This window comes from Vulcanimicrobium alpinum (assembly GCF_027923555.1).
GTDB lineage: Bacteria > Vulcanimicrobiota > Vulcanimicrobiia > Vulcanimicrobiales > Vulcanimicrobiaceae > Vulcanimicrobium > Vulcanimicrobium alpinum.
In genome coordinates this window covers 2440078-2461792 of record NZ_AP025523.1, presented here as the reverse complement: position 1 = coordinate 2461792, position 21715 = coordinate 2440078, and the positions used below count along the sequence as shown (strand labels likewise).

Genomic DNA, 21715 nt, shown 5'->3' with positions numbered 1-21715 from the left:
GCTTCACGCGCGGCCTGGAGTCAGGGGCCGCCGAAGACGAACGGCTTTTTGCGGACGCGGTCGGCTAGCCAGCGCAGCGTCGGGTTCGTCAGCGTCGACGTCGAGGCGGCGACGATCAGGGCGCGCACCTCGGCGCGCGCGATCTTCACGCTCCCGCCGGGGACCAGCATCGCTTCGGTCTGTTCGAGCTCGCGCATCGTCGCGATCGCGAACAATATCGGAAGCACGCAGAACAGCCGGATCCGCACGGCGGCGGCCGGGATCGCTTCGATGTAGCGCAGCGAGCGTTCGATATCGTCGTGCGCGAGGTGCATCAGCGGGATGAGCGCGTCGCGGTTTGCGTGGCGGCGCTCTTCACGGAGGATCCCGTCGTGATCGCTGCCGGCGGCCTTGAGCAGATCGGAGGGAATGTAGATCGCGTTCTCGCGCTCGGCGTCCCAGGCGATGTCCTTGAGGATGTTTACCGTCTGCAGCGCTTCGCCGAACGCCTCGCAATCTTCGAGCAGCCGCTCGTAGGTGCGGTTGCCGACCAGCGGGCTGTGTGCGTGCCAGAGTTCGGTGAGCAGATGGCCGACCGTTCCCGCCACGAAATAGCAGTAGTGGTGAAATTCGTCGAGGCTCGCGATGCGGATCCCGTCGGGATGATCGAGGACGAACTGCCGCATCCCGCGCACCATCTCGACGACCCAGCGGCGCAGGATCGCGCGCGAACGCTCGTCGAGCATGCGCCACATCAGGAACACGTGGCCGGTCGTGGCGACGAGCTCGAGGTAGTCGTCGCTGGCGGTGAGTTCGGCGATGACCGCACCATAGCGGTCGGCGGCGCCGGCGTCGTCGAAGCAGACGAGGAAATCGTCGAGCAGATCGGCCTTGCGCCGCGGCGAGAGGCGGAGATCGTCCTCGACGGTATCGGCGATCCGGCAGAGGAGATAGCCGACCCGCACCGGCGGTTCGAGCCGCGGCGGGAGCAGCTTCACCCCCAGTGCGAACGTGCGCGAAACCCTCGGCAGGATAAGCCGGGATTCGCGGACCGCACCGGACACCATGAGATCGTTCGCCACCATCGACGTTCGGACACCTCCACGCGAGGGCATAGCGGAACCGCCCTCCCTCAACCTTACTCGCTTGTTACACGCGCCTTCGCGGAATGGTGGCACGCGGCGCCCATCACGAATGCAGGCAGGAAAGGCGTCCCCGCGATGGCGGAAAGCGCGCCCATGAGACCGGGTACTCCAGAACACCGGGAGCTGTTCTGCCGCACGTTCATCGCAACGCACAACCCGTTCGAACCCGAGGCGCTCCCGTGGCCGGAATTGGACGAACTCCACCTCGGGCGGCTGCGGGCCTTTCCGCTCTGGAGCTACGCGCGCTCGATCGAACAGCGCGCGGGCCGGATGGTCAGCGCGTTCGCGCAGACCCTCGACGACCCGCTGATCCGCGAGGCCGTCGCCCTGCAGGGCGTCGAGGAGACGCGTCACGGACGCCTGATGGCGCACGTCACCCGGCGCTACGGGATCGACGTCCCCGACCTCGCGATCCCCGATCCGCCGGCGCGGCGCGAAGACTGGATGGTCTTCGGCTTCGGCGAATGCACCGACTCGTTCGTCGGCTTCGGCGCGTTCGCAATCGCGCGCCGCAAAGGGCTCTTCCCCGAATCGCTGATGCGGATCTTCGACGACGTGCTGTTCGAAGAAGCTCGCCACATCACGTTTTTCATCAACTGGTGGCGCTACGAGCTGGCGCGCGCGGGGCGTGACGGCCTGCTCTCACGCGCGAGCGAGAGTGTTCGCTACCACGCGCGCGCGGTCGTCGGGACCGCTCAGGGCGGCGCGGACGTCCCGCAGCTTCCCGAGATGAGCCCGGAGCAGATCAAGGCGATGATCGGCGACGTCACGCCGGTGATGTTTCTCGAAGCGGCGCTCGCCGAAAACCGCCGCCACATGGCGCGGCTCGACCGCCGCCTAATCAAACCCAGATTGATGCCGGGGCTCGCGACGGCGCTCTTGCTGGCGCTGCGCATGCTGCCGCCGCGCGCCGACTCCGCCGCGACGTCGTCGCCGCGGCCGCTGCGCGCGGCTCAGGACGACGAGCGCAGCGCCGCGTAGCGGCCCAGTGCCGAGAGCGGAAAGTGGAGCCGGTACTGGTGGTAGTTCAGGTAGAAGTGGCCCGGGAAGCCGGTTCCGGTGAACTCGGGCTCGTCCCAATTGCCGTCGGCGCGCTGCGTTCGTAACAGGAATGCGACGCCGCGATCGATCGCGGCGGCGAACGCATCGCCGAGCGCGGGGAGCCGCTCGACGCACGCGATCAGCCCGATGATGGCCCACGCGGTCTGACTTGCGGTGCTCGGCCCGATCCCGCGCCGCGCCGGATCCACGTACGACGCCGTCGTCTCGCCCCAGCCGCCGTCGCCGTTCTGCACGCTCTTGAGCCACACGGCGCCGCGCACCACGGCTTCGTCGATGCGCCGCTCGCCGGTCCGCGTCGGCCCTAGCGCCGCAAGCGCGCCGCTGGTGCCGTACACGTAGTTCACGCCCCAGCGTCCGAACCACGCGCCGTCGCGTTCTTGTTCCGCAAGCAGATAGTCCAGCGCGCGCGCGAACCGCTCGCCGTCGAGCGTGACGCCGGTGCGCGCGACCATCTCGAGAACGCGCGCGGTGACGTCGGCGGTGTTCGGATCGATCATCGCCTTGAGATCGCCGTACGGATGCCGGTTGAGCCACCCTTTGTCGTTGTCGACGTCGAACGCGCCCCAGCCCCCGGGCTTGCACTGCATCCCCGCGATCCAATTCGTCGCGCGCTGCATCGCGCCGCGCACGCGCGGCGTCTCGGGATGCGCCACCGCGCCCAGCGCCATCACGACCATCGCGGTGTCGTCGACATCGGGATACCACGCGTTCTCGAACTCGAACGCCCAGCCGCCCGGCTCGCCCGTCGCATTCTTCACGTTCCAATCGCCGTAGACGTGGACGATCTGTTTGACGAGCAGCCAGCTCACCGCGCGCGCGAGGCGTGGGTCGGCGGGATCGACGCCCGCATCGACGAGCGCGCGCACGGCGAGCGCGGTGTCCCACACCGGCGAGATGCACGGCTGCACGCGATACTGGCCGCGTTCGCGCACGGTGAAGATCTCGATCGCGTCCCAGCCGCGCGCGACGACAGGGTCGTGCGGGTCGTAGCCGAGCGCGCGCAGGGCGAGCATCGAGTTGAGCATCGCCGGGATGATCCCGCCCCAATCGCCCGTCGCTTCCTGTCGTTCGAGGATCCAGCGTTCCGCGCGCCGCAAGCCGGCGCGGCGAAACGGGACCGCGCCGGCGCGTTCCTGCGTGCGAAAGATGCCGTCGAGGACACGGAACGCGCGCTCCAGCGGATCGTTCGTCGGCGGCGCGACGTCGACGCCGGGTTCTCCGGCCCACAACTCGGACAGGTCGAGCGTCGGGCCGTAGACCGGCTTGCGGTCAAAGAGGATCGTCAGCGGCACCGTGCTGCCGCGTGCCCACGACGAGAGGTCGTAGATCGAGAACGGTCCGCGATCGGGCAGCAGCATCAGCCACGGCGGGATCGACGGCAGTGCGCTCCACGGATACGCGCCGATCAGCGCGAGATGCATCTTGGTGAAGACGCGCGAGCGCGCGACCCCGCCGCGCGCGAGAATGAAAGCGCGTGCCCGGACGAGTGCGGCATCGTCGCGCGAGACGCCGAGCATCCGCAGCGCGCAGTACGCCTCGACCGTCGTGCTGAGTTCGCCGCCGTCGCCGTAGGCAAGTTCCCAGCCGCCGTGATCGCGCTGCTCGCCGCGCAGATATGCCTCTGCGCGCGCGTGGGGAACCGCGTCGAAGCGATTCCAGACGTGGTGCAGCAGCAGCACCTCCGCCGTGATCGTGACGTTCGACTGCAACTCGGCCCACCAGTAGCCGGCGGGATCCTGCAACTCAAAGAGCGCGTCGGTGGCGCGTGCGATCGCGTCGTCGAGAGGGTCCGGTAACGGGGCGAGCGCAGAGGCGTCAGGTTGTGGCGAATACGTCATGGAGGCTTCTGGCGTGGGCCGGCGTGGCGGCCTGGGTGGGCTTGGTCGCCGCGCGTGGTCGCTTTTGGGATGCGCGCGCGAATCGCCTCCGTACGCCCGCCGCCGGCGATTCCGCGCCGGAGGTCCACGCCGTCGTTCCGGCGCGCAACGAAGCGGACGTCATCGGCCGCACGCTGACGTCGCTGATCCGTCAGCGTTACGGCGGCGCGTTCGCCATGACGCTCGTCGACGACCGCAGCGACGACGGGACAGGCGCGATCGCGCGCGCGGTGATCGCCGAGCACGGCGCAGACGAACGCGCGCGCATCGTCGACGGCGCGCCGCGCTCCGAAGGGTGGACCGGGAAGATGTGGGCGCTCGCGCAGGGCGTCGCCATGGCACGCGCCGCCGGTGCGCGGCCGGCGTTCTGGTGGTTCTCTGACGCCGACGTCGAGCACGACGACGCGACGCTCGCGGGGCTCGTCGCGACGGCGCAGGGCGAACGCCGCGATTTGGTCTCGCAAATGGTCGCGCTGCACTGCGCGAGCCCGTGGGAGCGCCTCTTGATTCCGGCGTTCGTGTTTTTCTTCCGCATGCTCTATCCGTTCGCGTGGGTCAACGACGATCGCCGCGCAACGGCGGGTGCGGCCGGCGGCTGCGTGCTGATCGCGGACGATGCGCTGCGCGGGATCGGCGGGATCGAACGGATCGCGGGCGAGCTGATCGACGACTGCGCGCTCGCGGCTGCAGTGAAAGGGGACGGCGGGCGGCTGTGGCTCGCGCTCGCGACGACCTCGCGGAGCGTTCGCCCCTATGCGTCGGTCGATGAGATCTGGTCGATGGTCGCGCGCACGGCGTACACGCAGCTGCATCACTCTCCGCTGCTGCTCGCGGGGACGGTCGCGGGGATGGTCGTGCTGTACGTCGTTCCGCCGGCGACGGCGATCGCGGGAACGATCACGCGCCGATGGGATCTCGCGCTCCCCGGCGCGCTCGCGTGGCTGCTGATGAGCGGCGCGTACGCGCCGACGCTGCGGCTCTACCGGGTGCCGCGGATCGCGGCGCTCGCATTGCCCGCGGCCGCGGCGATGTATGCGGCGATGACCGTGGACTCGGCACGGCGCCATCGCGCGGGCCGCGGCGGCGCATGGAAGGGCCGCACGTTCAGCGCGCAGCGCGCCGACGGCCGACGCGCCGGGCGATAGGGTGGTCGCGGCGTTCAGAATCGGCGCGCGATCGCTTCGAGCGTGCGCAGGCCGGCGCGCGCGCCGCGCACGAACGCGGCGGCCGCGAGCGGTGCGCGCAGGAACGCGCGTGCGATCCGCAGCCCGTCGACGCCGCCGTCGGCGGTGATCGCACGCTCGAGCGCGGGCAGGTCACGTGCCGCATCGTCGCTGATCGCGCGCAGCATGACGCACGGGACGCCGCGCGCGGCGAGCGCACGGGCGAGGTGCGTCCCTTCCATGTCGACGACCGAAGCAGACCAGCGCGCGGCAAGCGCCGCGCGCTCCGTTCGCGTCGTGACGACGTGGTCGACGGTGCAGGCGTCGGCGAGCGCGCAGTTCGGGAGCGACGCGGTGTCGATGCCAGCGTCGTGCGGATCGGTCAGCGCGACGCGGCCGTCGGCGTCGGCGACGGACCGATACGCGACGGCGTCGCCGGTGCGGTGTTCGCGCAGCGCGCCGGCGAGCCCGAGGACGACGGCGACGTCGCCCGCGGCGAATGCGGGGGGATTCGCCGCAGCGTGCCGCCCGGCGCGCACCTCGACGACCCGCGCCGCGGGATGCGCGCGGCGCACGGCGGCGGCTTCCGCGCCGCGCGGGACGAGCAGCACGAACGGCAACGGCTATCGCCCGGCGCGCGTGACGGTGCCGTTGTCCGCGAGCGCGAGCGTCTCGCCGGACCACGCGACGCGGCGCGACGCGAACGCCGCCGCCCACACCGCCAGACCGAAGGCGTCGCGCAGCGGGATCAGCAGGGGCTGCGGCGCTGAACGCACGCCGAAGGCGGCGCGCGTCGCGGCGCTGAGCGCAAACCGCAGTGCGAACGCGGCGGCCACCACCGCGAGCGCCTTCGCGCGGTTGCGCGCGAGCGCGAGGTGCAGCAGCGCAAGCGGGATCGGATAGGTGATCGCGAGCCCCGCGTACCCGGCCGGTTCGAGCGCGCGATGCGTCCGCGCCCAGCGCAGCTCGTGCTCCCACAGCGCCGCGAGCGTCGGCTCGTCGACGACGTTTTCAACGACGTAGCGCGAGAGCACGACGCGGAATCCCGCCTCGCGCACCAGCCGGCAGAGCGTGGCGTCGTCGGCGATGTGGCTGCCGATCGCCGCCAACCCGCCGATCCGCTCGAAGAGCGCGCGCCGCACCGCGATCGTCGCGCCGAATCCGAACCGCATCCCCATCAGCGATTCGGCGACGAGGACCGACGGCGCGAAGTGCTCGTGATTCGCCATCGCGCCCAGCGCCGAGGCGGCCCCGCCGCCGGCGGGTTCGCCGCGATAGAGGCACGTCACGGCGCCGACGGCTGGATCCTCGAACGGCGCCGCGACGGCCAGCAGATATTCCGGCGTCACGCGCATGTCGCTGTCGGCGAAGACGATGATCTCACCGCGCGCATGGGGGACGAGCGCGGCGAGCGTCGCCGCCTTCGGATTCGGATAATGCGGCGTCGATGCGGCCGCGTGCACCACCGTCGCGATACCGGGATGATCGCGTGCCACGGCGCGCGCCGCTTCGAGCGCGACGTCTCCGGCGGCGCGCGTCCCCATCACCACATCGAAGTGCGGATACTCCTGATCGCAGAACGACGCGAGCTTCTGCACGAGCAGCGGTTCGTCGCCGTGGAGCGGCTTGAGGATCGTGACGTGCGGCGCGCGCGTCGCCGGCTGGAGCGGACGCTTCGCGAACGCGAGCGTGCGTACCAGCGCGAAAGCAGTGTAGCCGAGACTCGCGAGCGAGAGCGCGCAGGTCGCGCGCGCGGCGAGGCGCCGCAGATCAGGCACGCGCGGCCGTGAGATCCGAGAACGCGATCCGCTCGACGCCGGGTTCGCCGAGCGCGCGCGCGACGCCGGGGTCGAGCAGCGCGTCGAACTCGTCTTCGAGCCGGTAACGCGACAGCGCGTCGGTCATCCCGTCCCAATGGGACGTCGCCGGGTGGAAGAACACCTCGGTGACGCCGGGTTCGAGCTCGCCGAGCAGCGCCCGCACGCGGGCCGCGGTCATGTGCCCCGAGTCGCCGAGACCGAAGACGCGATCGTTGTGCGCGATCCCCGCGGCCCGCAAACGCAGTTTCATCAACGCGAGCCACGGCGCGAGCAGGTAGGCGTTCGCGAACCGCAGGCCGCGTGCGTCGTGCGTCGCACGCCACGACGCGGCAAACGGTTCGTAGGGAATCCGCATCGGCGGAGAACCATACTCGCGCGCGACCTTTACCATGATCCCGAAGACCGTCGGGTGCAGGTGCATGTGGCATTGCGCGTTGACGTGATCGAACGCCAGCCCGCTCGCCGCGAACGCGGCGAACTGCGCGCGGATCTCCGCTTCGAGCTGGCGGCGGATCCCCGGCACGAAGAAATAGCGCACCCCCGCGCCGGCGAGATCGGCGCCGAACATCCCGCGCGCGTCGACCAGATCGGGGATCTGCTCGGGCGGCAGCAGCGGCGTTCCGTCGACGACGACGACGTGCAGGCCGACGCGCAGCGTGGGGAGCGCGCGCGCGCGGGCGACGGCGTCGGCCGCCGCCGGCGCGGCGACCATCAGGCTCGCGGCGGTGAGCACGCCCTCGCGGTGCGCGCGCTCGACGGCCTCGTTGACCGGGAGCGCGAGCCCGAAGTCGTCCGCCGTGACGATGACCCGGCGGAGCGCGCGCTCAGCGCGCGCGTTCACCGTTCGCTTCGGAGTCGGTGACGATCTTGTAGTCGGTGAACGTCGCGTGCGCCGTCACGTGATACGTCGGGAGCTTGATGTCGGCGTCTTCCACCGACGGCACCGGGACGCCGTCGACGGTCGACGGCGTCACCTGCACGTCGATGTTGCCGCCGTTGACGTACATCCACGTGATGCGGCGCAGCCCATCGTTGTCGAGCTCCGCGTGCACGCCCTTGATGTGGCCGTCCACCTTGTCGCGCATTTCGAACAGCGCGCGGCCGCCTTCGCGCTTGAGGCTGGTGATGTCATAGTGTTCCGGCCACGTCATCGGCACGAGCGGGTCGGCTTTGAGATCTTCAAAGCCTTTGCCGAACCACGGGACGTGCTCGAAGTGCACCGAGTAGAGGTTGGGCCGTTTGAACGCCATCGTGCCGTTTAAGTGAAACTTCAAGAACGGGAACGAACACAGCGCGACGTCGACGTGCAGCCGCGACGTGTACGACTGCACGGCGGACGAGCGGTTGCTGCTCAGCGCAACGACGCGTGCGGCCTCTTCTGAGGGAGCCGTGGGCGTCGGAGCTTCGCCCAGCAGCACGATCGTTGCCGCCAAAACGGCAACGCGTTGCAAGGAGCGCATTGCGAGGCACAACCTTCGCAGGCCCGCCAGGGTTGCCGGACGCCGGCGGCCGCCCCCGCACCGTTTCGAGACTTCGCCCCTCGGGAACGTCAGCGAGGCTATGGTCGCCGAGTATCAAATCCCAGAATCGGTCCCCGACGTGCCGGCGATGCCGGACGCGCCGCCCGATATGCCCGGGATCCCCGCGGATCCGACGTCGCCGCAGGGCGACCCGGAGCCGCAGGACGCGGCGGCCTGATCACTCACGACGAGGAGGCCTCTCTCATCATGCGCATCGTCACACGGCTCTCGATCCTCGTCTTCGCCCTGTTCGTGGCGATTGCGCCGAGCTTCGCGCTCGCACAGTCGACCGGCGGCACGGGCGGCGGCGGAACCACGAGCAGCAGCACGACCGGCGGCGGGGCCGGCGGCGGAAGCAGTGCCGGAGCCCCGAGCACCAGCAACGGAACGTCGAGTTCTACGACCACGACCACGACCGACACCCAGCAGATCCCGTGGACCTGGATCATCGTCGGTGCGGTCGTCCTGGTGGCGATCGTCGGCCTGGTGGCCGCGTCCAACCGTTCGAGTTCCTCGACCACGATCCGGCGCGAGTAGCGCTTCGCTCCCGGCCCGGCGCTTCGCCCGGGCCGGGAGGATTCGACCGCACCCCGTCGCTTAGAGTCGCAACGTGTCCGAGCTTCTGTACCCGTACGTCATGCGGCCGAAAGAGACGCCTGCGATCTGGGGCGGCGACGCGCTCCTCAGCCGCTACGGGAAGCGGGAGGCCGCACGCATCGCGCACGTCGAGCCGCCGCTGGGCGAGTCGTGGGAGTGCTGGGACGAGAACGCCGTCGGCAACGGCGCTCTTGCGGGTACGACGCTCGCTGCGTTGCGCACCGAGCTCGGGACGCGGCTGACCGGGCCGATCGACGCAGAGCGGCTCTTTCCGGTCCTCACGAAGATCATCGATGCCCGCGCGCCGCTCTCGGTGCAGGTCCATCCGGACGACGCCTACGCGCAGCGCGTGGAGGGCCAGCCGTTCGGAAAGACCGAGTGCTGGTACATCCTCGCCTGCGAGCCGGGGGCCGAACTCGTGCTCGGCTGGGCGCGCGACACGTCCCGCGAGGAATACGAGCGGCGTGTCGCCGACGGCAGCCTCGGCGAGATCCTCCGACGCGTCCCGGTCTACCCCGGCGACGCGTTTTACTTGCCGGCCGGGACGCTGCATGCGATCGGCGCGGGGATTCAGCTCTTCGAAACGCAGCAGGCCAGCGACCTCACCTACCGGATCTTCGATTGGAACCGCGTCGGCGCCGACGGCCGGCCGCGCCAACTGCACGTGGAGAAGGCCGGCGACGTCCTCGATTTCCGCGCGACCTTTCCCGGCGCGGTGCAGCAGCTCGCGTATGATGCAGACGGGATCGCGCGCACGCTGCTGATCGCCGATCCGCGATTCGCCGTCGAGCGCGTAAAGGTGCACGGGCTCGACGCGTACCTGGAGACCGACGGCCGTCCCCTCACGATCACGGCGATGGACGCCCACGTGCGCGTCGACGCCGGCGGCGGGAGCACGGTCCTCGAACCGTGGCAGACGGCGGTGACGCCGGCGGCGGCGGCGCGGATCGCGCTGATCCCGGGCGGCGAGCCGACGCACGCGCTGGTCGTGCGGCCGCAGCCCGACCTCGCGGCGATGCGCGCGCGCACCCTCGGCGCCGGCGTCGCGCCCGACGCGTTCGACGCGTTCGCGGCGCAGTTCGCGCAGCGCTGAGTGTGCTGATTCGCGGCGTCGCGCTGCGCGGCGCGATCGCGATCAACGTGATCACGATGATCGGCATCGGGCCGCTGATCACCGTGCCGCTGGTGCTTGGCGCCCTGCACGGTCCGTACTCGCTCGCCGGCTGGCTGGCGGGCGCGCTGCTCGCGCTTTGCGACGGTTTGGTGTGGGCGGAACTCGGCTCGCTCTTCCCCGGGTCGGGCGGAACGTACGGCTTTCTGCGCTCGGTGTTCGGCGCGCGCCGGTGGGGCGCGCTGCTGGCGTTCCTGTTCGTGTGGCAGACGATCTTCTACGCGCCGCTGATCCAAGCGTCCGGCTACGTCGGCTTCGCGAACTACGCCGCGTATCTCGTGCCGTGGGTCGGGACGTCGCCGCAGCACGTGCAGATCGTCGCGATCGGGGTCGGCGTGCTCACCGTCGCCGCGCTCTATCGCGGGATCGGTTCGATCGCGGGGATCGGGCGCGTGCTGGCGGTCGCGGCGATCGCGACGCTGCTCATCGTGATCGTCGCAGCGTTCGCGCACTTCGCTCCGGCGCAGGCGTTTGCACTCCCGCGCGACGGGTTCGGGGGCGGACTCGCCGCCGGCTTCGGTCAAGCGCTGGTGATCGCGATGTACGATTACGTCGGCTACGGCGCGTCGAGCGCGATCGGCGATGAAGTGATCGATCCGGCGAAGACCCTGCCGCGCTCGATCGTCGTTTCGATCCTGCTGGTCGGCGCGCTGTACCTCACGATGCAGGTCGGGATCCTGGGCGCGGTGCCGTGGCGCGACGTGATCCCGGCGGCGAACGGTACCCTGCCGCCGCTCGGTGCGCACATCGCTTCGTCGCTCGTCGAGCGGGCCTTCGGCGGCGTCGCCGCGACGATCGCCACGCTGCTCGTGCTGACCACCGCGTTCGCGTCGGTGTTCGGGAACCTGCTCGCGTTCTCGCGCATCCCGTTCGCGGCGGCGGTCGACGGCGCGTTTCTGCGTCCCTTCGCGCGCGTCGATGCGGTGCATCGCTTCCCCAACGTCTCGCTGCTGACGATCGGCGCGCTGGCGCTGCCGGCATCGCTGTTCACGCTCGATCAGATCATCAACGCGCTGACGGCGGGGATCGTGCTGGTGCAGCCGATCGCGCAGATTTTCGCGCTCTTCGCGCTGCGCCGCCGCGGCGTGCGCGCGCCGTACCGGATGTGGCTCTTCCCGCTGCCGGCACTCGTCGCGCTCGGCGGCTGGACCTACCTGTTCTGGAGTTCCGGCGCCGGCGCGATGCTCTTCGGTACGGTGACCGTCGCGGCGGGCGTTGCGGTGTTCGCGGTTCGCGCGGCGAAGCTTCGTGAGTGGCCGTTCGCCGTGTCAGGCTGAGCTCAGGGTGACGGGGTCTCGCCGTTCCGGCTGGTGCCGTCGAGGATCGAGTCGATGATTCCGTAGGCGCGCGCGTCGTCGGCGGTCATGTAGAAGTCGCGCTCGAGGTCTCGGAGGACGTCGTCGATCGGCTTGCCGGTGGTGCGTTCGTAGATCGCGGCCAGCGTACGGCGCGTCGCGATGAGGTCCTTGGCGTGGATCTCGATGTCGGTGGCTTGACCGCCGACTTGCTGGATCCACGGCTGATGGATCAGGATTTTGCTGTACGGCAGCGCCATGCGCTTCCCGCGTGCCCCGCCGGTCAGCAGCACCGACGCAGCCGACGCCGCGAAACCGGCGCAGATCGTCGCGACCTGCGGCTTGATCAACTGCATCGTGTCGTAGATCGCGAGACCCGCGCTGACGCTGCCGCCGGGACTGTTGATGTAGAGATCGATGTCGCGGTCGGGATCTTGGCGTTCGAGAAAGAGCAGCTGCGCGATCACGATGTTCGCCAGCCCGTCGTCGATCGCGCCGGTGACGAAGACGATGCGTTCCTGCAGCAGCCGCGAGTAGATGTCGTACGAGCGTTCGCCGCGCGGTCTGCTCGACGACGATGGGTATCAGACTCATGCGCCGCAGTCTAGCAGACGCGCTGCGCGGAGCGGCGATTCGGGCCGCGAAAACCGGCCACGCCATCGGCCCCGCGAAAAGCGGCCACCGGCCCGCAGGGAGGCTCCTGCGCGAGCGATGAAACGCCGGGAATGAACACGCTGACCGATGCGCAGCGGGAGCGGGTCCTGGCGATGCTGCGCGAGGGGAAGAAACTGCGCCGCATCGAGCGCGAAACGGGTCATCGCCGCGAGACGATTGCGGCGTACGCGCGGCGGGCCGGGTTACTCGGCGGCGTCGCCGATCTGGCGGACGCCGCGCGGCGCTCTGCGATCCGCATCGCGACGCGATCGAAGCGGCGCTCGCCGAGGGGACGTCGCTGCGCTCGCTCCACGACGAACTCGTCCGGCGCCGCGCTTTCCGGGGAAGTTACAGTACGCTCAAGCGGTACGCTCGCACCTTGCCGTCGACGTCCCGAGCGACGCCGATGATGCGCGCCGCGTAAGCGCAACCGGCGCGGCGCAGAAGGCGAAACGTTCAGCGCGCGGAGACGATTTTTCCGCCGATGATCCGCAGCGCAGCCGCGAGCTGCGCGTCGGCTGCCGGTTCGCCCAGGCGCGCGCGCTTGTTCTCCGCGACCGCGACGTCGGGCGCGAGCCCGATCCCGTCGATCACGCGCCTGCGCGGCGTGAGGTAGCGCGCGGTCGTGACCTTGAGCGCCGAGCCGTCGTTGAAGTAGGTCAGTTCCTGGACCACGCCCTTGCCGTACGTGCGGTCGCCGACCAGCGTCGCCAATCCGGCGTCTTGGAGCGCGCCGGCGGTGATTTCGGATGCCGACGCCGAGTAGTGGTTGACCAGGATCGCGATCGGCTTCGGAGCGATCGCCGTCGCGTCGGCATCGTACTCCTGATTCCCGGTGCGGCCCGAGACGGAGACGATCGGGCCGCGTGCGATGAAGGTGTCGGCGATCGCGACCGCGGCGCCGACGTAGCCGCCGCCGTTGAAGCGCAGGTCGATCACGTAGCCGTTCGCCCGCTGCTGCTGCAGGCGCGCGATCGCGGCGCCGAATTCCTGCGCCGTCGGTTCGCCGAACGCCGCGACCGCGATGTAGCCGACCTTGTTCGGCAGCATTTTCTCGTAGACGGTCGGCGCATGCACGTCGGCACGCGCGATCGTGAACGGCGCGATCGGTTTCCCGTCGCGCAGCATCCGCACGCGCACGACGGTGCCGCGCGTGCCGAGCAGCTTCGCGCGCGTGCGCTGCAGTCCGATGCGGCGCACCCGGACACCGTCGATCGCGTCGAACACGTAGCCCGGCCGGACTCCGGCGCCGTCGGCGGGTGTTCCCGGCGGGACGTACGATGCGCGCACGTCGTGCGTCGCCTCGTCTTCGGCGAGCAGGACGCCGATCCCGAAAAAGTGCGTCGGGGTGAGCGGCGCGGTGAAGTCGTGCAGTTCGTGCGGCGAGAGGAACGCGGTGTACTTGTCGTGCACCGCGCGCGCCATCCCGCCCAATGCGGCGTAGGTCAGCGCCGTCTCCGAGAGGGTGCTGTGCGCGCGCGCCGCATCGACGGCCGCGAGGATCGACGCCGTGCCCTCACCTGGAGGCGGGGAGCCGGCCGTGCCGTGGCCGCGAACGGCATTCGCGATCGCCGCGCGCGCCCCGTCCGCGATCGTGCGCGCGTCGACGGTGCGGTAGAACGTATCGGTGAGTTTTGCGTAGGCGCTGCGGATCGCGTAGGCGTGATCGGCACCGATCGCCGCTGCCGGTTCCGGCGAGGACGACGCGAGCAGGATCGCGGCGACCAACGGCACGGCGCGCAGCAGCGGATTCATCTCCGGTGCGGGTTCGACGGCTTCCGCGCCGCGACCCATCGCCCGAGCCGCTCAGCCCGCGAACCAGAAGTTGGCTTGGCCGGTCCCGATCGCGGCTTCGTAGCGGCCGAACTGTTCGCCGCGCGCCCGCCACGCGGCGCCGCCGTGTGCGCCGGCGAGGACGAGGTAGTGCGCGAAACGTCCCTCCGGCGAACACGTCCGGCGAAACTCGTCGGCGACGGAGAGGACTGCGGCGTGATCCCCGTCGCGCCACCAGCCCATGATGCGCTCGTCGAACGCGCGCAGCGCCGGGTCGCTGATGTCCGCCGGATCGGCGCTCGCGCGCTCGCGAATCACGGCGAGCGGCCAGAAGCGGTGCGACATCCCGCCGGAGGCGACGAGCAGGACGCGCCGTCCGCTCTTCGCGACCGCGGCGGCGAGCGCTTCGCCGAAGCGCAGGTTCGGTGCGACCTCCGCGGTGTCACAGACCGAGACCGGCAGGACGCGGTGCTTCGCCGGGCCGGGATTGTAATAGTGCATCGGGTTGAGCGTGCCGTAGTGGATCGGCAGGCCGCGATGCGCGGCCGCCTGCACCGGCACGCCGCGCGCCTGCGCCTCCGCAGCGATCAGCGCCGCGAGTTCCGGGTCGCCCGGATAGTCGTAGGCGTACTCGTGGATCATCCACGGAATCTCGTCGGAGGTGTAGACGCCGTCGTGGCGCGCGTGCGCGTTGATCACGAACTCGAGCGTCGTGTGCCAATGCGTGTCGACGACGACGAAAGTGTCGAAGTCGAGCGCTGCGATGCGCTCGTGCCGTATCCGATCGAGCGCGTCGTAGAACGTGGTCACGGTGCGTCCCATGTATGCGCGGCGCGCGTCGGGATCGAGGATCATCAGGCGCGGGACGTGGGTGGAGAAGAGTCCCGCGACGATCGCCCCCGCCGCGCTCATGCGACGCCGGCGAGCGCGTCCTCGGGGGTCCAGCCGTCGGGACCGCGGTAGCGCATCGGCGGCAGGTTCGGGATCTTCGAGCGGAAGACCAGGTACTGGCGGAAGCCGTCGAATTCGAAGGTGCGTTTGTCCAAGATCAAGCCCGACTCGTAGAGCGAGTTCGCGATCGCCGAGTCGCGGCCCAGCTTGCGGATCGTGATCGGCAGCAGTTTCTCCTCCAGGTCGAGGATGCGGAACTGCGCTTCTTCCGGATCGGGGCTCGTCTCGATCGCCTCACGCACCACGCGCAGTCCGGTCCCGATGTGCCGGACTTCATCGTGCATCACGTACTCGTAGGTCGCCGCGGTCGCGAGGTCGCCGTGCTTCTTCGCCAGATCGATGATCGAGTTGAAGAGGACGTGCGCCGAGTAGGCCTCGAGCGTGCAGACCTGGCCGTAGACGATCTCGACGAACGTCGGCAGGCCGTTGACGAAGCGGAAGAGTTCGGTCTGCTCATAGGGGACGTCGAGGGAGTCGGCGAGGTCGAGGTCGCGGATGCGGCGCCATTCGACTTGCGTGTGGCGGACTTCGTCGAGCGCGTGGGTGGCGTAGAAGTACTGGATCGACGGGCGGTTCGTCTTGGTGATGATCTGCGCGACCTGCGCCGTCGTCTGCGCTTCGCCCCAGCAGGTGGTGACCATGATCGGGCGCATCGCGTGCCGGTACTCGGCGCTCAGTTGGGGGTCGTGCGTTGCGTGCTCGCGATATTTCTCAAGCAGCGCCTTGGTGTCGCGGTATTGATGCTCGATGTACTCTTCGTACGACTCCAGCGTGCCGAACGTGCGCAGCTCGTCGCCCGGAACGTGCTTGGGGATGACGGTGACGGGATTCATGAACGACATGGGCGATGCTCTCCTCGGCGTCTCGCGGGGTTTCTCGATGCGCCGCCCTGCGGGCACGACGGCGGCTGCGCTTCGACAAGCTCAGCGTGACATCAATAGGCGATGCAGACGAGTTTGGGTTCGGTGAAGAAGTCCAGCGACCAGCGGCCGCCCTCGCGGCCGAGGCCGCTCATCCCGGTGCCGCCGAACGGCTGGCGCAGGTCGCGCAGGAAGTAGCCGTTGATCCAGCACATCCCGGCGCGGACGCGTTCGGCGAAGCGCAGCCCGGTCGCGACGTTCGCGGTCCACACGTATGCGGCGAGGCCGAACCGCGTCGCGTTCGCGCGCGCGACGACCTCGTCGAGCGTTTCGAACCGGAACAGCGAGAGCACCGGTCCGAACACTTCCTCGCAGGCGATCATCTCCGACTCGCCGTGCGGCGCGAAGATCGTCGGCGAGAGGTAATTCCCGGCGGCCAGTTCCGGATCGCCCGGACGCGCGCCGTGGAGCAGCGCCGGGACGCCGGCGGCGTCGGCGTCGGCGACGAACCGTTCGACGCGGTCGCGATGCTGCGCGGTGATCAGCGGACCGAGGTCGCTCTCGCGCGACTGCGGATCGCCGACGCGCAGCGCGCGCACGCGCGCCAGATACCGCTCGACGAAACGATCGTAGATCCCGGCCTGCACGTAGAGGCGCGTCCCCGCCAAGCACACCTGACCGCTGTGACGGAACATCGCGAGGACGCTCCCCTCGACGGCGAGGTCGGGGTCGGCGTCGTCGCACACGACGTTCGCCGATTTCCCGCCGAGTTCGAGCGTGACTTTCTTGAGCGTCGGCGCCGCGGCGCGGTTGATCGCGATCCCGGTCGCTTCGCTTCCCGTGAACGCGACCGCGTCGACGCGCGGATCGGCGACCAGCGGCGCGCCCGCCTCGGTCCCGAAGCCCGTGACGACGTTGACGACGCCGGCGGGGACGCCGGCCTCGGCGCAGAGCTCCGCCAGCCGCAGCGTTGAAAGCGGCGTGAGCTCGGACGGCTTGAGGACGCAGGTGTTGCCGGCGGCGATCGCCGGCGCGATCTTCCACGTCGCCTGCATCAAGGGCGAGTTCCACGGCGTCAGCAGCGCGCAGACGCCGACCGGTTCGTCGCGCACCAGCGAGACGATCTCGCGCTCCGCGCCCAGAAACGGCTTGCGGTCGAAGAACGCGCTCTGCTCGCGCTGTTCGATCGCCCCGGCGAAGAACGCGCAGTTGTCCGCAGCGCGCGGGATGTCGCGATCGGCGGTCTCGCGGAACGGCTTGCCGGCGTCGCGCGATTCGAGGCGCGCGAGCTCGTCGCGATGATCGACGAGCAGCGTCGCGAGGCGGCGCAGGACGCCGGCGCGCTGAGCCGCGGACATCCGCGGCCATGGTCCGTCGTCGAACGCGCGGCGCGCCGCGGCGACGGCGCGGTCGCTGTCGGCGGAACCGCCGCGCGCGACGCGCGCGACTACGTCGCCGCCGGCCGGGTCGAGATCGTCGTAGCACGCGCCGTCGAGCGCGTCGACGAACGCGCCGTCGATCCACAGCCGGGTGGTACGGACGTCCGGGGCGATCGCGAGGCCGTCGTTCGTCGCGCTCACGTCAGGCTGTGCACCGCGGTGCGCTTCTCGGGCTTCATCGCCGGGACGAGATCGTAGAGCTCCGGAAGCCGTTTCGTGATCCGCTCCTGCGCGTCGTCGGGCGCGAGATACGGCGGCCGCGCAGGGCCCAGGTCGATCCCGGTGACGACCGAGGCGGTCACCTTCGTCATCCCGAGCGCGCCGAGCGCGCCTTCGCCGCCGCGCGGGAAGACGCGGTTGAGCCGGCGCTGGATCTCTTCGGCGAGCGCGATGTCGCCGCGTTTCCACGCCTCGTCGATCGCGACGCACACAGGGATCGCGAACACGTTGATCTGCCCCCCGTTCGATCCGAGCAGCCGTCCGGTGAGATACGCGCGGAACGTCTGCAGATAGATCGCGCGGTTCTCGAGCGCGTCGGCGACCTGCTCGAGGTGCTGCAGGTCGGTCTCGACTTCTTTCACGCAGACCACGTTCTCGAGTTCGGCGACCTTGCGGAAGAGCGCGGGCGAGATGTGGAACTTCGAGAGCGCCGGATTATGGTAGACGCAGACCGGGAGCAGATTCGCCTCGGCGACGGTGCGAAAGTGTTCGAACGCCTCGTGCTCGCCGATCTTCCAGTAGTACGGGGCGATCACGACGGCGCAGTCGTAACCGAGTTCCGCCGCAACCTTCGTCCAGCGCAGCGCCTGCAGCGTCGTCGCGCCCGACGTCATCGCGAACGCGCTCGCGCCGGGATGTTTGCGCGTCTGATCGAGCGTGACTTCGAGGACGCGGCGGCGTTCGTCGTCTTCGAGGTGAAGGAATTCGCCGATCGAGCCGGTCGCGACGATCCCCGTCGCACCGTGCGCAAAGCACCAGTCGATCTGCTCGCGCAGCGCGCCCTCGTCGACGGCGTAGGTGCGGTCCATCGGCGTCACGACCAGGCCGATGACGTCGCGGAAGCGGTCGCGGTAGCGCTCGATCTGCATGCGACCTATACTACACCGCGCACGACGGCGGCGTCTGCCGGGCGCCGGATGAGAATCCGGCGTCCCGGCATCAGCAAACGGAATGCCGGGGCGGGGTCAGTCGTCGGCGTCGTCGCCCGTCGCTTCGCCGCCGACGACGTCGGTGCGCTTCGCGCCGCTCGTCGCGAGCGCCGGCTTGCCTGCGGCGCGCAGCGCGGCGTCGGCGCTCGCGACGTCGTCGCGTTCGAACGCCGCGACGTCGCGCATCGCGGCCGCGAGCGCCGCGTCGACGCGGCCGGCGTATTCGCGTACCGCCGCGCTGGGTACCCCGCCGCTCCCGAAGCCGAAGCCGGTGAGCCCTTCGAGCTCTTCCCGGATGCGGTCCGGATGCCCGATCGAGTCCTCGTCGTTGGTGAAATCGGCGGTGAGCCGCCCGCGCAGCTCGAGCGCGCGCGTGCGGACGGCGCCGAGCTGCGTCGCCAACGCCGGTGCGTCCTTCGCGCGGGCCGCTGCCGACGCCGCGTACGCGTCGAGGCGGTTGAGCGCGGCGTCGAGCGCGGAGAACGCGGTCATGTGGCTCTTCGCGAACGCGTAGGCCGCGCGGTAGTCGGCCGCGGTCTGCGTCGCGCGCGGATCGGCCGCGACGGTGAGCGGCTGGGTCAACGTCGCGCCGCCGATCGCGATCCGCACCGCGTAGCGGCCGGGGACGACGGCGACACCGGCGCGCGGGCCCTTGTACTCCTCTCTCGCGGCGCCGTCCCACCGCACCGGGCCGTCTTCGCGCAGGTCCCACGTGATGCGGTTGATCCCGGCAAAGTTGGTGACGATGGGGACATCGTGCCCGTTGACGCGCGTCGTCCCGCGAAGGTGACGGATTGCCTTGCCGCTCGCATCGAGGATCTCGATCGCGGGCGGGTTCGCACCCGGTGTCTTCAGATAGAACGCGATCGAAGCGCCGTTCGGCGGATTCTTCCCCGCGTACCGCGTGTAGAGTCCCTCGTCGTCGGAGTGCAGCGTGTAGCGGTACGCCGTGCGCGGCGCGAACAGCATCGCGCCCGCCGCCTCGGCCTGCGGCAGCTGCTGCAGCGGCGTGAGATCGTCGAGGATGTAGAGCCCGCGCCCGTGCGTCGCAACGATGAGATCGTTCCAGTGCGGCTGCACGCGGATGTCGTAGCTCGCGGTCGTCGGGAGTCCGAGCGACGGTTTCGTCCAGTGCGCGCCGTCGTCGTACGAAAGCCAGAACGAGTTCTCGAGCCCGAGGTAGACCAGGTGCGGGTTGCGCGTGTCGGGACGGATCGCGCGCGCTTCCTGCTGCGGCAGGCCCGCGGCGATCGGCGTCCAGTGCGCGCCCCAATCCCTCGTCGCGAAGACGTACGGCGCGTGATCGCCGAGGTAATGGCGGTCGATCGTGACGTACGCGACGCCCGGCGTGAGCGGCGACGGCGCAACCATCTCGGCGCGCCCGTCGATCGGGACGCCGGGCGGCGTGACGTTCGTCCAGTGCGCGCCGCCGTCGCGCGTCAACTGCACGAGCCCGTCATCGGTGCCGACCCAGATCGTGCCGCGCGTCGTCGTCGCGGGCTCGATGTCGAGGATCGTCGACGTCGACTCGGCGCCGGTGTTGTCGAGCGCGAGCGGTCCGCCCGCGGCGATCTGATGGGATTTGTCGTTGCGGGTGAGATCGCCGGAGATCGGCCGCCAGGTACGGCCGCGGTCGTTCGATTCGAACACGACGTTGCCGCCGAAATACGTGCGCGACCGCTCGAACGGATCGAACGCGATTGGGGAATCCCAGTTGAAGCGGTACTTGAGGCTGCCGGGCGCAAAGTGCTGCGCGCCGGTCGCGAGGTACGGCTGCACCAGCGTCGTGCGCTTCGTGGTGCGATCGTAGATCGTCAGGCGGCCGTTCTGCGAATCGGTCCACACCAAGTTCGGATCGCGTGGATCGGGCCACGCCCACTGACCGTCGCCTCCGATGATGCGCTCCCACGCTTCGTCGGGGATGCCGTCGCCGCGCAGAGCGTTCGACGGTCCGCAGAAACCATTGTTGTCCTGCAGCCCGACGCACACGCGATACGGGTTCTGGTCGTCGTATCCGACGTGATAGATCTGTCCGATCGCGAGGTTGCGCGAGAACGACCACGCCGCACCGCCGTCGAGCGTGATCGCGTAGCCGCCGTCGCCGCCGGCGATCATCCGCTTCGAATCGTTCGGCGCGATCCACAGATCGTGGTGGTCGCTGTGCAGGCTCTCGGCAATCGCCTTGAAGGTCTTCCCGCCGTCCTTCGACTCGGAGAGTTTCTCGGAGACGCCGTAGACGTGGTCTGCGTCGTGCGGATCGACGCGCACGTGCGAGAAGTAGAAGAAGCGCTGATTGACGAGCGTGTTGGTCGTCATCAATTTCCAGGTCGTGCCGGCGTCGTCGGAGCGCCAGAGGATCCCGGGCGTCTTCGATTCGATCAGCGCGTAGACGCGGTCGGGATTCGACGGCGCGACGGCGAGGCCGATGCGGCCCGTCATCCCCTCGGGGAGGCCGTGTCCCTGCAGACGCTTCCACGTCTTGCCGCCGTCGCTCGATTTCCAGATCCCGTCGTCGTCACCGCCCGATTCGAACGTCCACGGCTTGCGCTGGAAATGCCAGATCCCCGCATACATGATGTCGGGACGCTTCGGGTCGACAGCGAGTTCGGAGACGCCGCTACGCGGGCCGACATAGAGCGTCTTCGTCCAGCTCTTGCCGCCGTCGGTGGTGCGATACACGCCGCGTTCGGGCGAGTCGGCAAACGCGTCGCCGAGCGCACCGGCGACGACGGTGTTCGAATCGCGCGGGTCGATCGCGACCGACGCGATGAACTTGGTCGCCTCGAGGCCGAGATGCGTCCAGGTTTTTCCGCCGTCGCCCGAGCGGTAGATCCCGTCGCCCCAGGTGACGTCGTTGCGCGGGTTCGTCTCACCGGTCCCGACCCACACGACGTCGTGGTTCTTGGGATCGACCGCGACCGCACCGATCGACGCGACGTTCTGCTTGTCGAAGACCGGCGACCATGTCGCGCCTCCGTTGACGGTCTTCCAGACGCCGCCGCCGGCCGAGCCGAGGTAGTACAGCTTCGGATCGTCCGCAACGCCGACCACCGAGGTCACGCGGCCGCCGGCCAGCGCAGGCCCGATTTCCCGAAACGCCATCCGGTTGTAGGGCGGCGTCGGGGTCGCGGCCGGCGACGGCGACGGTGACGCTGAGGCCGCGGCTTCGGGCGGGGAAGAAGCGGGCTGCGCGAGCGCGGAGGCGGACAGCGACGCGAACGCGATCGCGATCAGCGCGGCGCGAAACGGCGGACCAAGCGT

19 protein-coding genes are annotated in these 21715 nt (G+C 70.0%); 6 read left to right on the top strand and 13 right to left on the bottom strand.

The features are described from left to right. Positions 1-20: 20 nt before the first annotated feature. A complete protein-coding gene (locus tag WPS_RS12680; RefSeq protein ID WP_317994848.1) occupies positions 21-1064 on the bottom strand; it encodes a squalene/phytoene synthase family protein in 1044 nt (347 codons plus the stop codon). A gap of 153 nt (positions 1065-1217) precedes the next feature. Here WPS_RS12680 and WPS_RS12675 point away from each other — a divergent pair, with 153 nt between their 5' ends. Further along, entirely contained in the window at positions 1218-2105 is an 888-nt protein-coding gene (locus WPS_RS12675; RefSeq protein ID WP_317994847.1) for a hypothetical protein, read from the top strand. On the opposite strand, the gene shc is transcribed toward WPS_RS12675, so the two are convergent. Beyond that, the gene (gene shc, locus WPS_RS12670) at positions 2078-4024 is read right to left on the bottom strand and encodes a squalene--hopene cyclase (RefSeq protein WP_317994846.1); all 1947 of its coding nucleotides are present in this window, start codon (positions 4022-4024) and stop codon (positions 2078-2080) included. The two genes, WPS_RS12675 and shc, sit on opposite strands and share 28 nt — an antisense overlap. A 23-nt stretch (positions 4025-4047) precedes the next feature. On the opposite strand from shc, the gene WPS_RS12665 reads away from it, so the two are divergent. After that, entirely contained in the window at positions 4048-5208 is a 1161-nt protein-coding gene (locus WPS_RS12665) for a glycosyltransferase (RefSeq protein WP_405054890.1), read from the top strand. 14 nt (positions 5209-5222) lie between these two features. On the opposite strand, the gene WPS_RS12660 is transcribed toward WPS_RS12665, so the two are convergent. The 4 genes from WPS_RS12660 to WPS_RS12645 are packed head-to-tail and all read right to left on the bottom strand — an operon-like array spanning position 5223 to position 8506. Beyond that, a complete protein-coding gene (locus tag WPS_RS12660) occupies positions 5223-5837 on the bottom strand; it encodes a phosphorylase family protein (protein WP_317994844.1) in 615 nt (204 codons plus the stop codon). Positions 5838-5849: 12 nt separating this feature from the next. Beyond that, positions 5850-7004 carry a bacteriohopanetetrol glucosamine biosynthesis glycosyltransferase HpnI gene (hpnI, locus tag WPS_RS12655; RefSeq protein WP_317994843.1) on the bottom strand — a complete coding sequence of 385 codons (1155 nt, stop codon included), beginning with the start codon at positions 7002-7004 and terminating at the stop codon, positions 5850-5852. Then, on the bottom strand, positions 6997-7887 hold the full coding sequence (gene hpnK, locus WPS_RS12650; protein WP_317994842.1) for a hopanoid biosynthesis-associated protein HpnK: 891 nt from the start codon (positions 7885-7887) through the stop codon (positions 6997-6999). The genes hpnI and hpnK overlap by 8 nt, the downstream gene beginning before the upstream one ends. After that, positions 7871-8506: a hypothetical protein gene (locus WPS_RS12645; protein WP_317994841.1), complete on the bottom strand. Its 636-nt coding sequence runs from the start codon at positions 8504-8506 to the stop codon at positions 7871-7873. The genes hpnK and WPS_RS12645 overlap by 17 nt, the downstream gene beginning before the upstream one ends. A 267-nt stretch (positions 8507-8773) precedes the next feature. Between WPS_RS12645 and WPS_RS12640 the strand changes: the two genes are divergently transcribed. The 3 genes from WPS_RS12640 (at position 8774) to WPS_RS12630 (ending at position 11611) form a co-directional block, all read left to right on the top strand. Then, positions 8774-9103, top strand: a complete 330-nt coding sequence (locus WPS_RS12640; protein ID WP_317994840.1) for a hypothetical protein — start codon at positions 8774-8776, stop codon at positions 9101-9103. A gap of 73 nt (positions 9104-9176) precedes the next feature. Beyond that, positions 9177-10256, top strand: a complete 1080-nt coding sequence (locus WPS_RS12635; protein WP_317994839.1) for a type I phosphomannose isomerase catalytic subunit — start codon at positions 9177-9179, stop codon at positions 10254-10256. 2 nt (positions 10257-10258) lie between these two features. Beyond that, a complete protein-coding gene (locus WPS_RS12630) occupies positions 10259-11611 on the top strand; it encodes an APC family permease (protein ID WP_317994838.1) in 1353 nt (450 codons plus the stop codon). Positions 11612-11613: 2 nt separating this feature from the next. Here the strand turns inward: WPS_RS12630 and WPS_RS12625 are convergent, their stop codons facing one another. Further along, positions 11614-12141, bottom strand: coding sequence for an ATP-dependent Clp protease proteolytic subunit (locus WPS_RS12625; RefSeq protein ID WP_317997543.1), 528 nt, complete (start codon positions 12139-12141; stop codon positions 11614-11616). Positions 12142-12354: 213 nt separating this feature from the next. Here WPS_RS12625 and WPS_RS12620 point away from each other — a divergent pair, with 213 nt between their 5' ends. Next, on the top strand, positions 12355-12693 hold the full coding sequence (locus WPS_RS12620) for a hypothetical protein (RefSeq protein WP_317994837.1): 339 nt from the start codon (positions 12355-12357) through the stop codon (positions 12691-12693). Positions 12694-12739: 46 nt separating this feature from the next. On the opposite strand, the gene WPS_RS12615 is transcribed toward WPS_RS12620, so the two are convergent. The 6 genes from WPS_RS12615 to WPS_RS12590 form a co-directional block, all read right to left on the bottom strand. Further along, on the bottom strand, positions 12740-14038 hold the full coding sequence (locus tag WPS_RS12615) for a S41 family peptidase (protein ID WP_317994836.1): 1299 nt from the start codon (positions 14036-14038) through the stop codon (positions 12740-12742). Between the two features lie 51 nt (positions 14039-14089). Then, on the bottom strand, positions 14090-14968 hold the full coding sequence (locus WPS_RS12610; protein WP_317994835.1) for a DODA-type extradiol aromatic ring-opening family dioxygenase: 879 nt from the start codon (positions 14966-14968) through the stop codon (positions 14090-14092). After that, positions 14965-15840 carry a hypothetical protein gene (locus WPS_RS12605; RefSeq protein WP_317994834.1) on the bottom strand — a complete coding sequence of 292 codons (876 nt, stop codon included), beginning with the start codon at positions 15838-15840 and terminating at the stop codon, positions 14965-14967. The genes WPS_RS12610 and WPS_RS12605 overlap by 4 nt, the downstream gene beginning before the upstream one ends. A 101-nt stretch (positions 15841-15941) precedes the next feature. Continuing rightward, positions 15942-17447 carry an aldehyde dehydrogenase gene (locus tag WPS_RS12600; RefSeq protein ID WP_317994833.1) on the bottom strand — a complete coding sequence of 502 codons (1506 nt, stop codon included), beginning with the start codon at positions 17445-17447 and terminating at the stop codon, positions 15942-15944. Then, positions 17444-18394, bottom strand: a complete 951-nt coding sequence (locus tag WPS_RS12595) for a dihydrodipicolinate synthase family protein (protein WP_317994832.1) — start codon at positions 18392-18394, stop codon at positions 17444-17446. Before WPS_RS12595 ends, WPS_RS12600 begins: the two co-directional genes overlap by 4 nt. A 96-nt stretch (positions 18395-18490) precedes the next feature. Then, positions 18491-21556, bottom strand: a complete 3066-nt coding sequence (locus tag WPS_RS12590; RefSeq protein ID WP_317994831.1) for a WD40/YVTN/BNR-like repeat-containing protein — start codon at positions 21554-21556, stop codon at positions 18491-18493. Positions 21557-21715: the final 159 nt, after the last annotated feature.

Bases quoted from the DNA above. Each gene is read 5' to 3' on its own strand.
- WPS_RS12680 (WP_317994848.1), bottom strand. From the start codon at position 1,064: ATGGTGGCGAACGATCTCATGGTGTCCGGTGCGGTCCGCGAATCCCGG.
- WPS_RS12675 (WP_317994847.1), top strand. From the start codon at position 1,218: ATGAGACCGGGTACTCCAGAACACCGGGAGCTGTTCTGCCGCACGTTC.
- shc (WP_317994846.1), bottom strand. From the start codon at position 4,024: ATGACGTATTCGCCACAACCTGACGCCTCTGCGCTCGCCCCGTTACCG.
- WPS_RS12645 (WP_317994841.1), bottom strand. From the start codon at position 8,506: ATGCGCTCCTTGCAACGCGTTGCCGTTTTGGCGGCAACGATCGTGCTG.
- WPS_RS12640 (WP_317994840.1), top strand. From the start codon at position 8,774: ATGCGCATCGTCACACGGCTCTCGATCCTCGTCTTCGCCCTGTTCGTG.
- WPS_RS12620 (WP_317994837.1), top strand. From the start codon at position 12,355: ATGAACACGCTGACCGATGCGCAGCGGGAGCGGGTCCTGGCGATGCTG.
- WPS_RS12615 (WP_317994836.1), bottom strand. From the start codon at position 14,038: ATGAATCCGCTGCTGCGCGCCGTGCCGTTGGTCGCCGCGATCCTGCTC.
- WPS_RS12610 (WP_317994835.1), bottom strand. From the start codon at position 14,968: ATGAGCGCGGCGGGGGCGATCGTCGCGGGACTCTTCTCCACCCACGTC.
- WPS_RS12605 (WP_317994834.1), bottom strand. From the start codon at position 15,840: ATGAATCCCGTCACCGTCATCCCCAAGCACGTTCCGGGCGACGAGCTG.
- WPS_RS12595 (WP_317994832.1), bottom strand. From the start codon at position 18,394: ATGCAGATCGAGCGCTACCGCGACCGCTTCCGCGACGTCATCGGCCTG.
- WPS_RS12590 (WP_317994831.1), bottom strand. From the start codon at position 21,556: ATGGCGTTTCGGGAAATCGGGCCTGCGCTGGCCGGCGGCCGCGTGACC.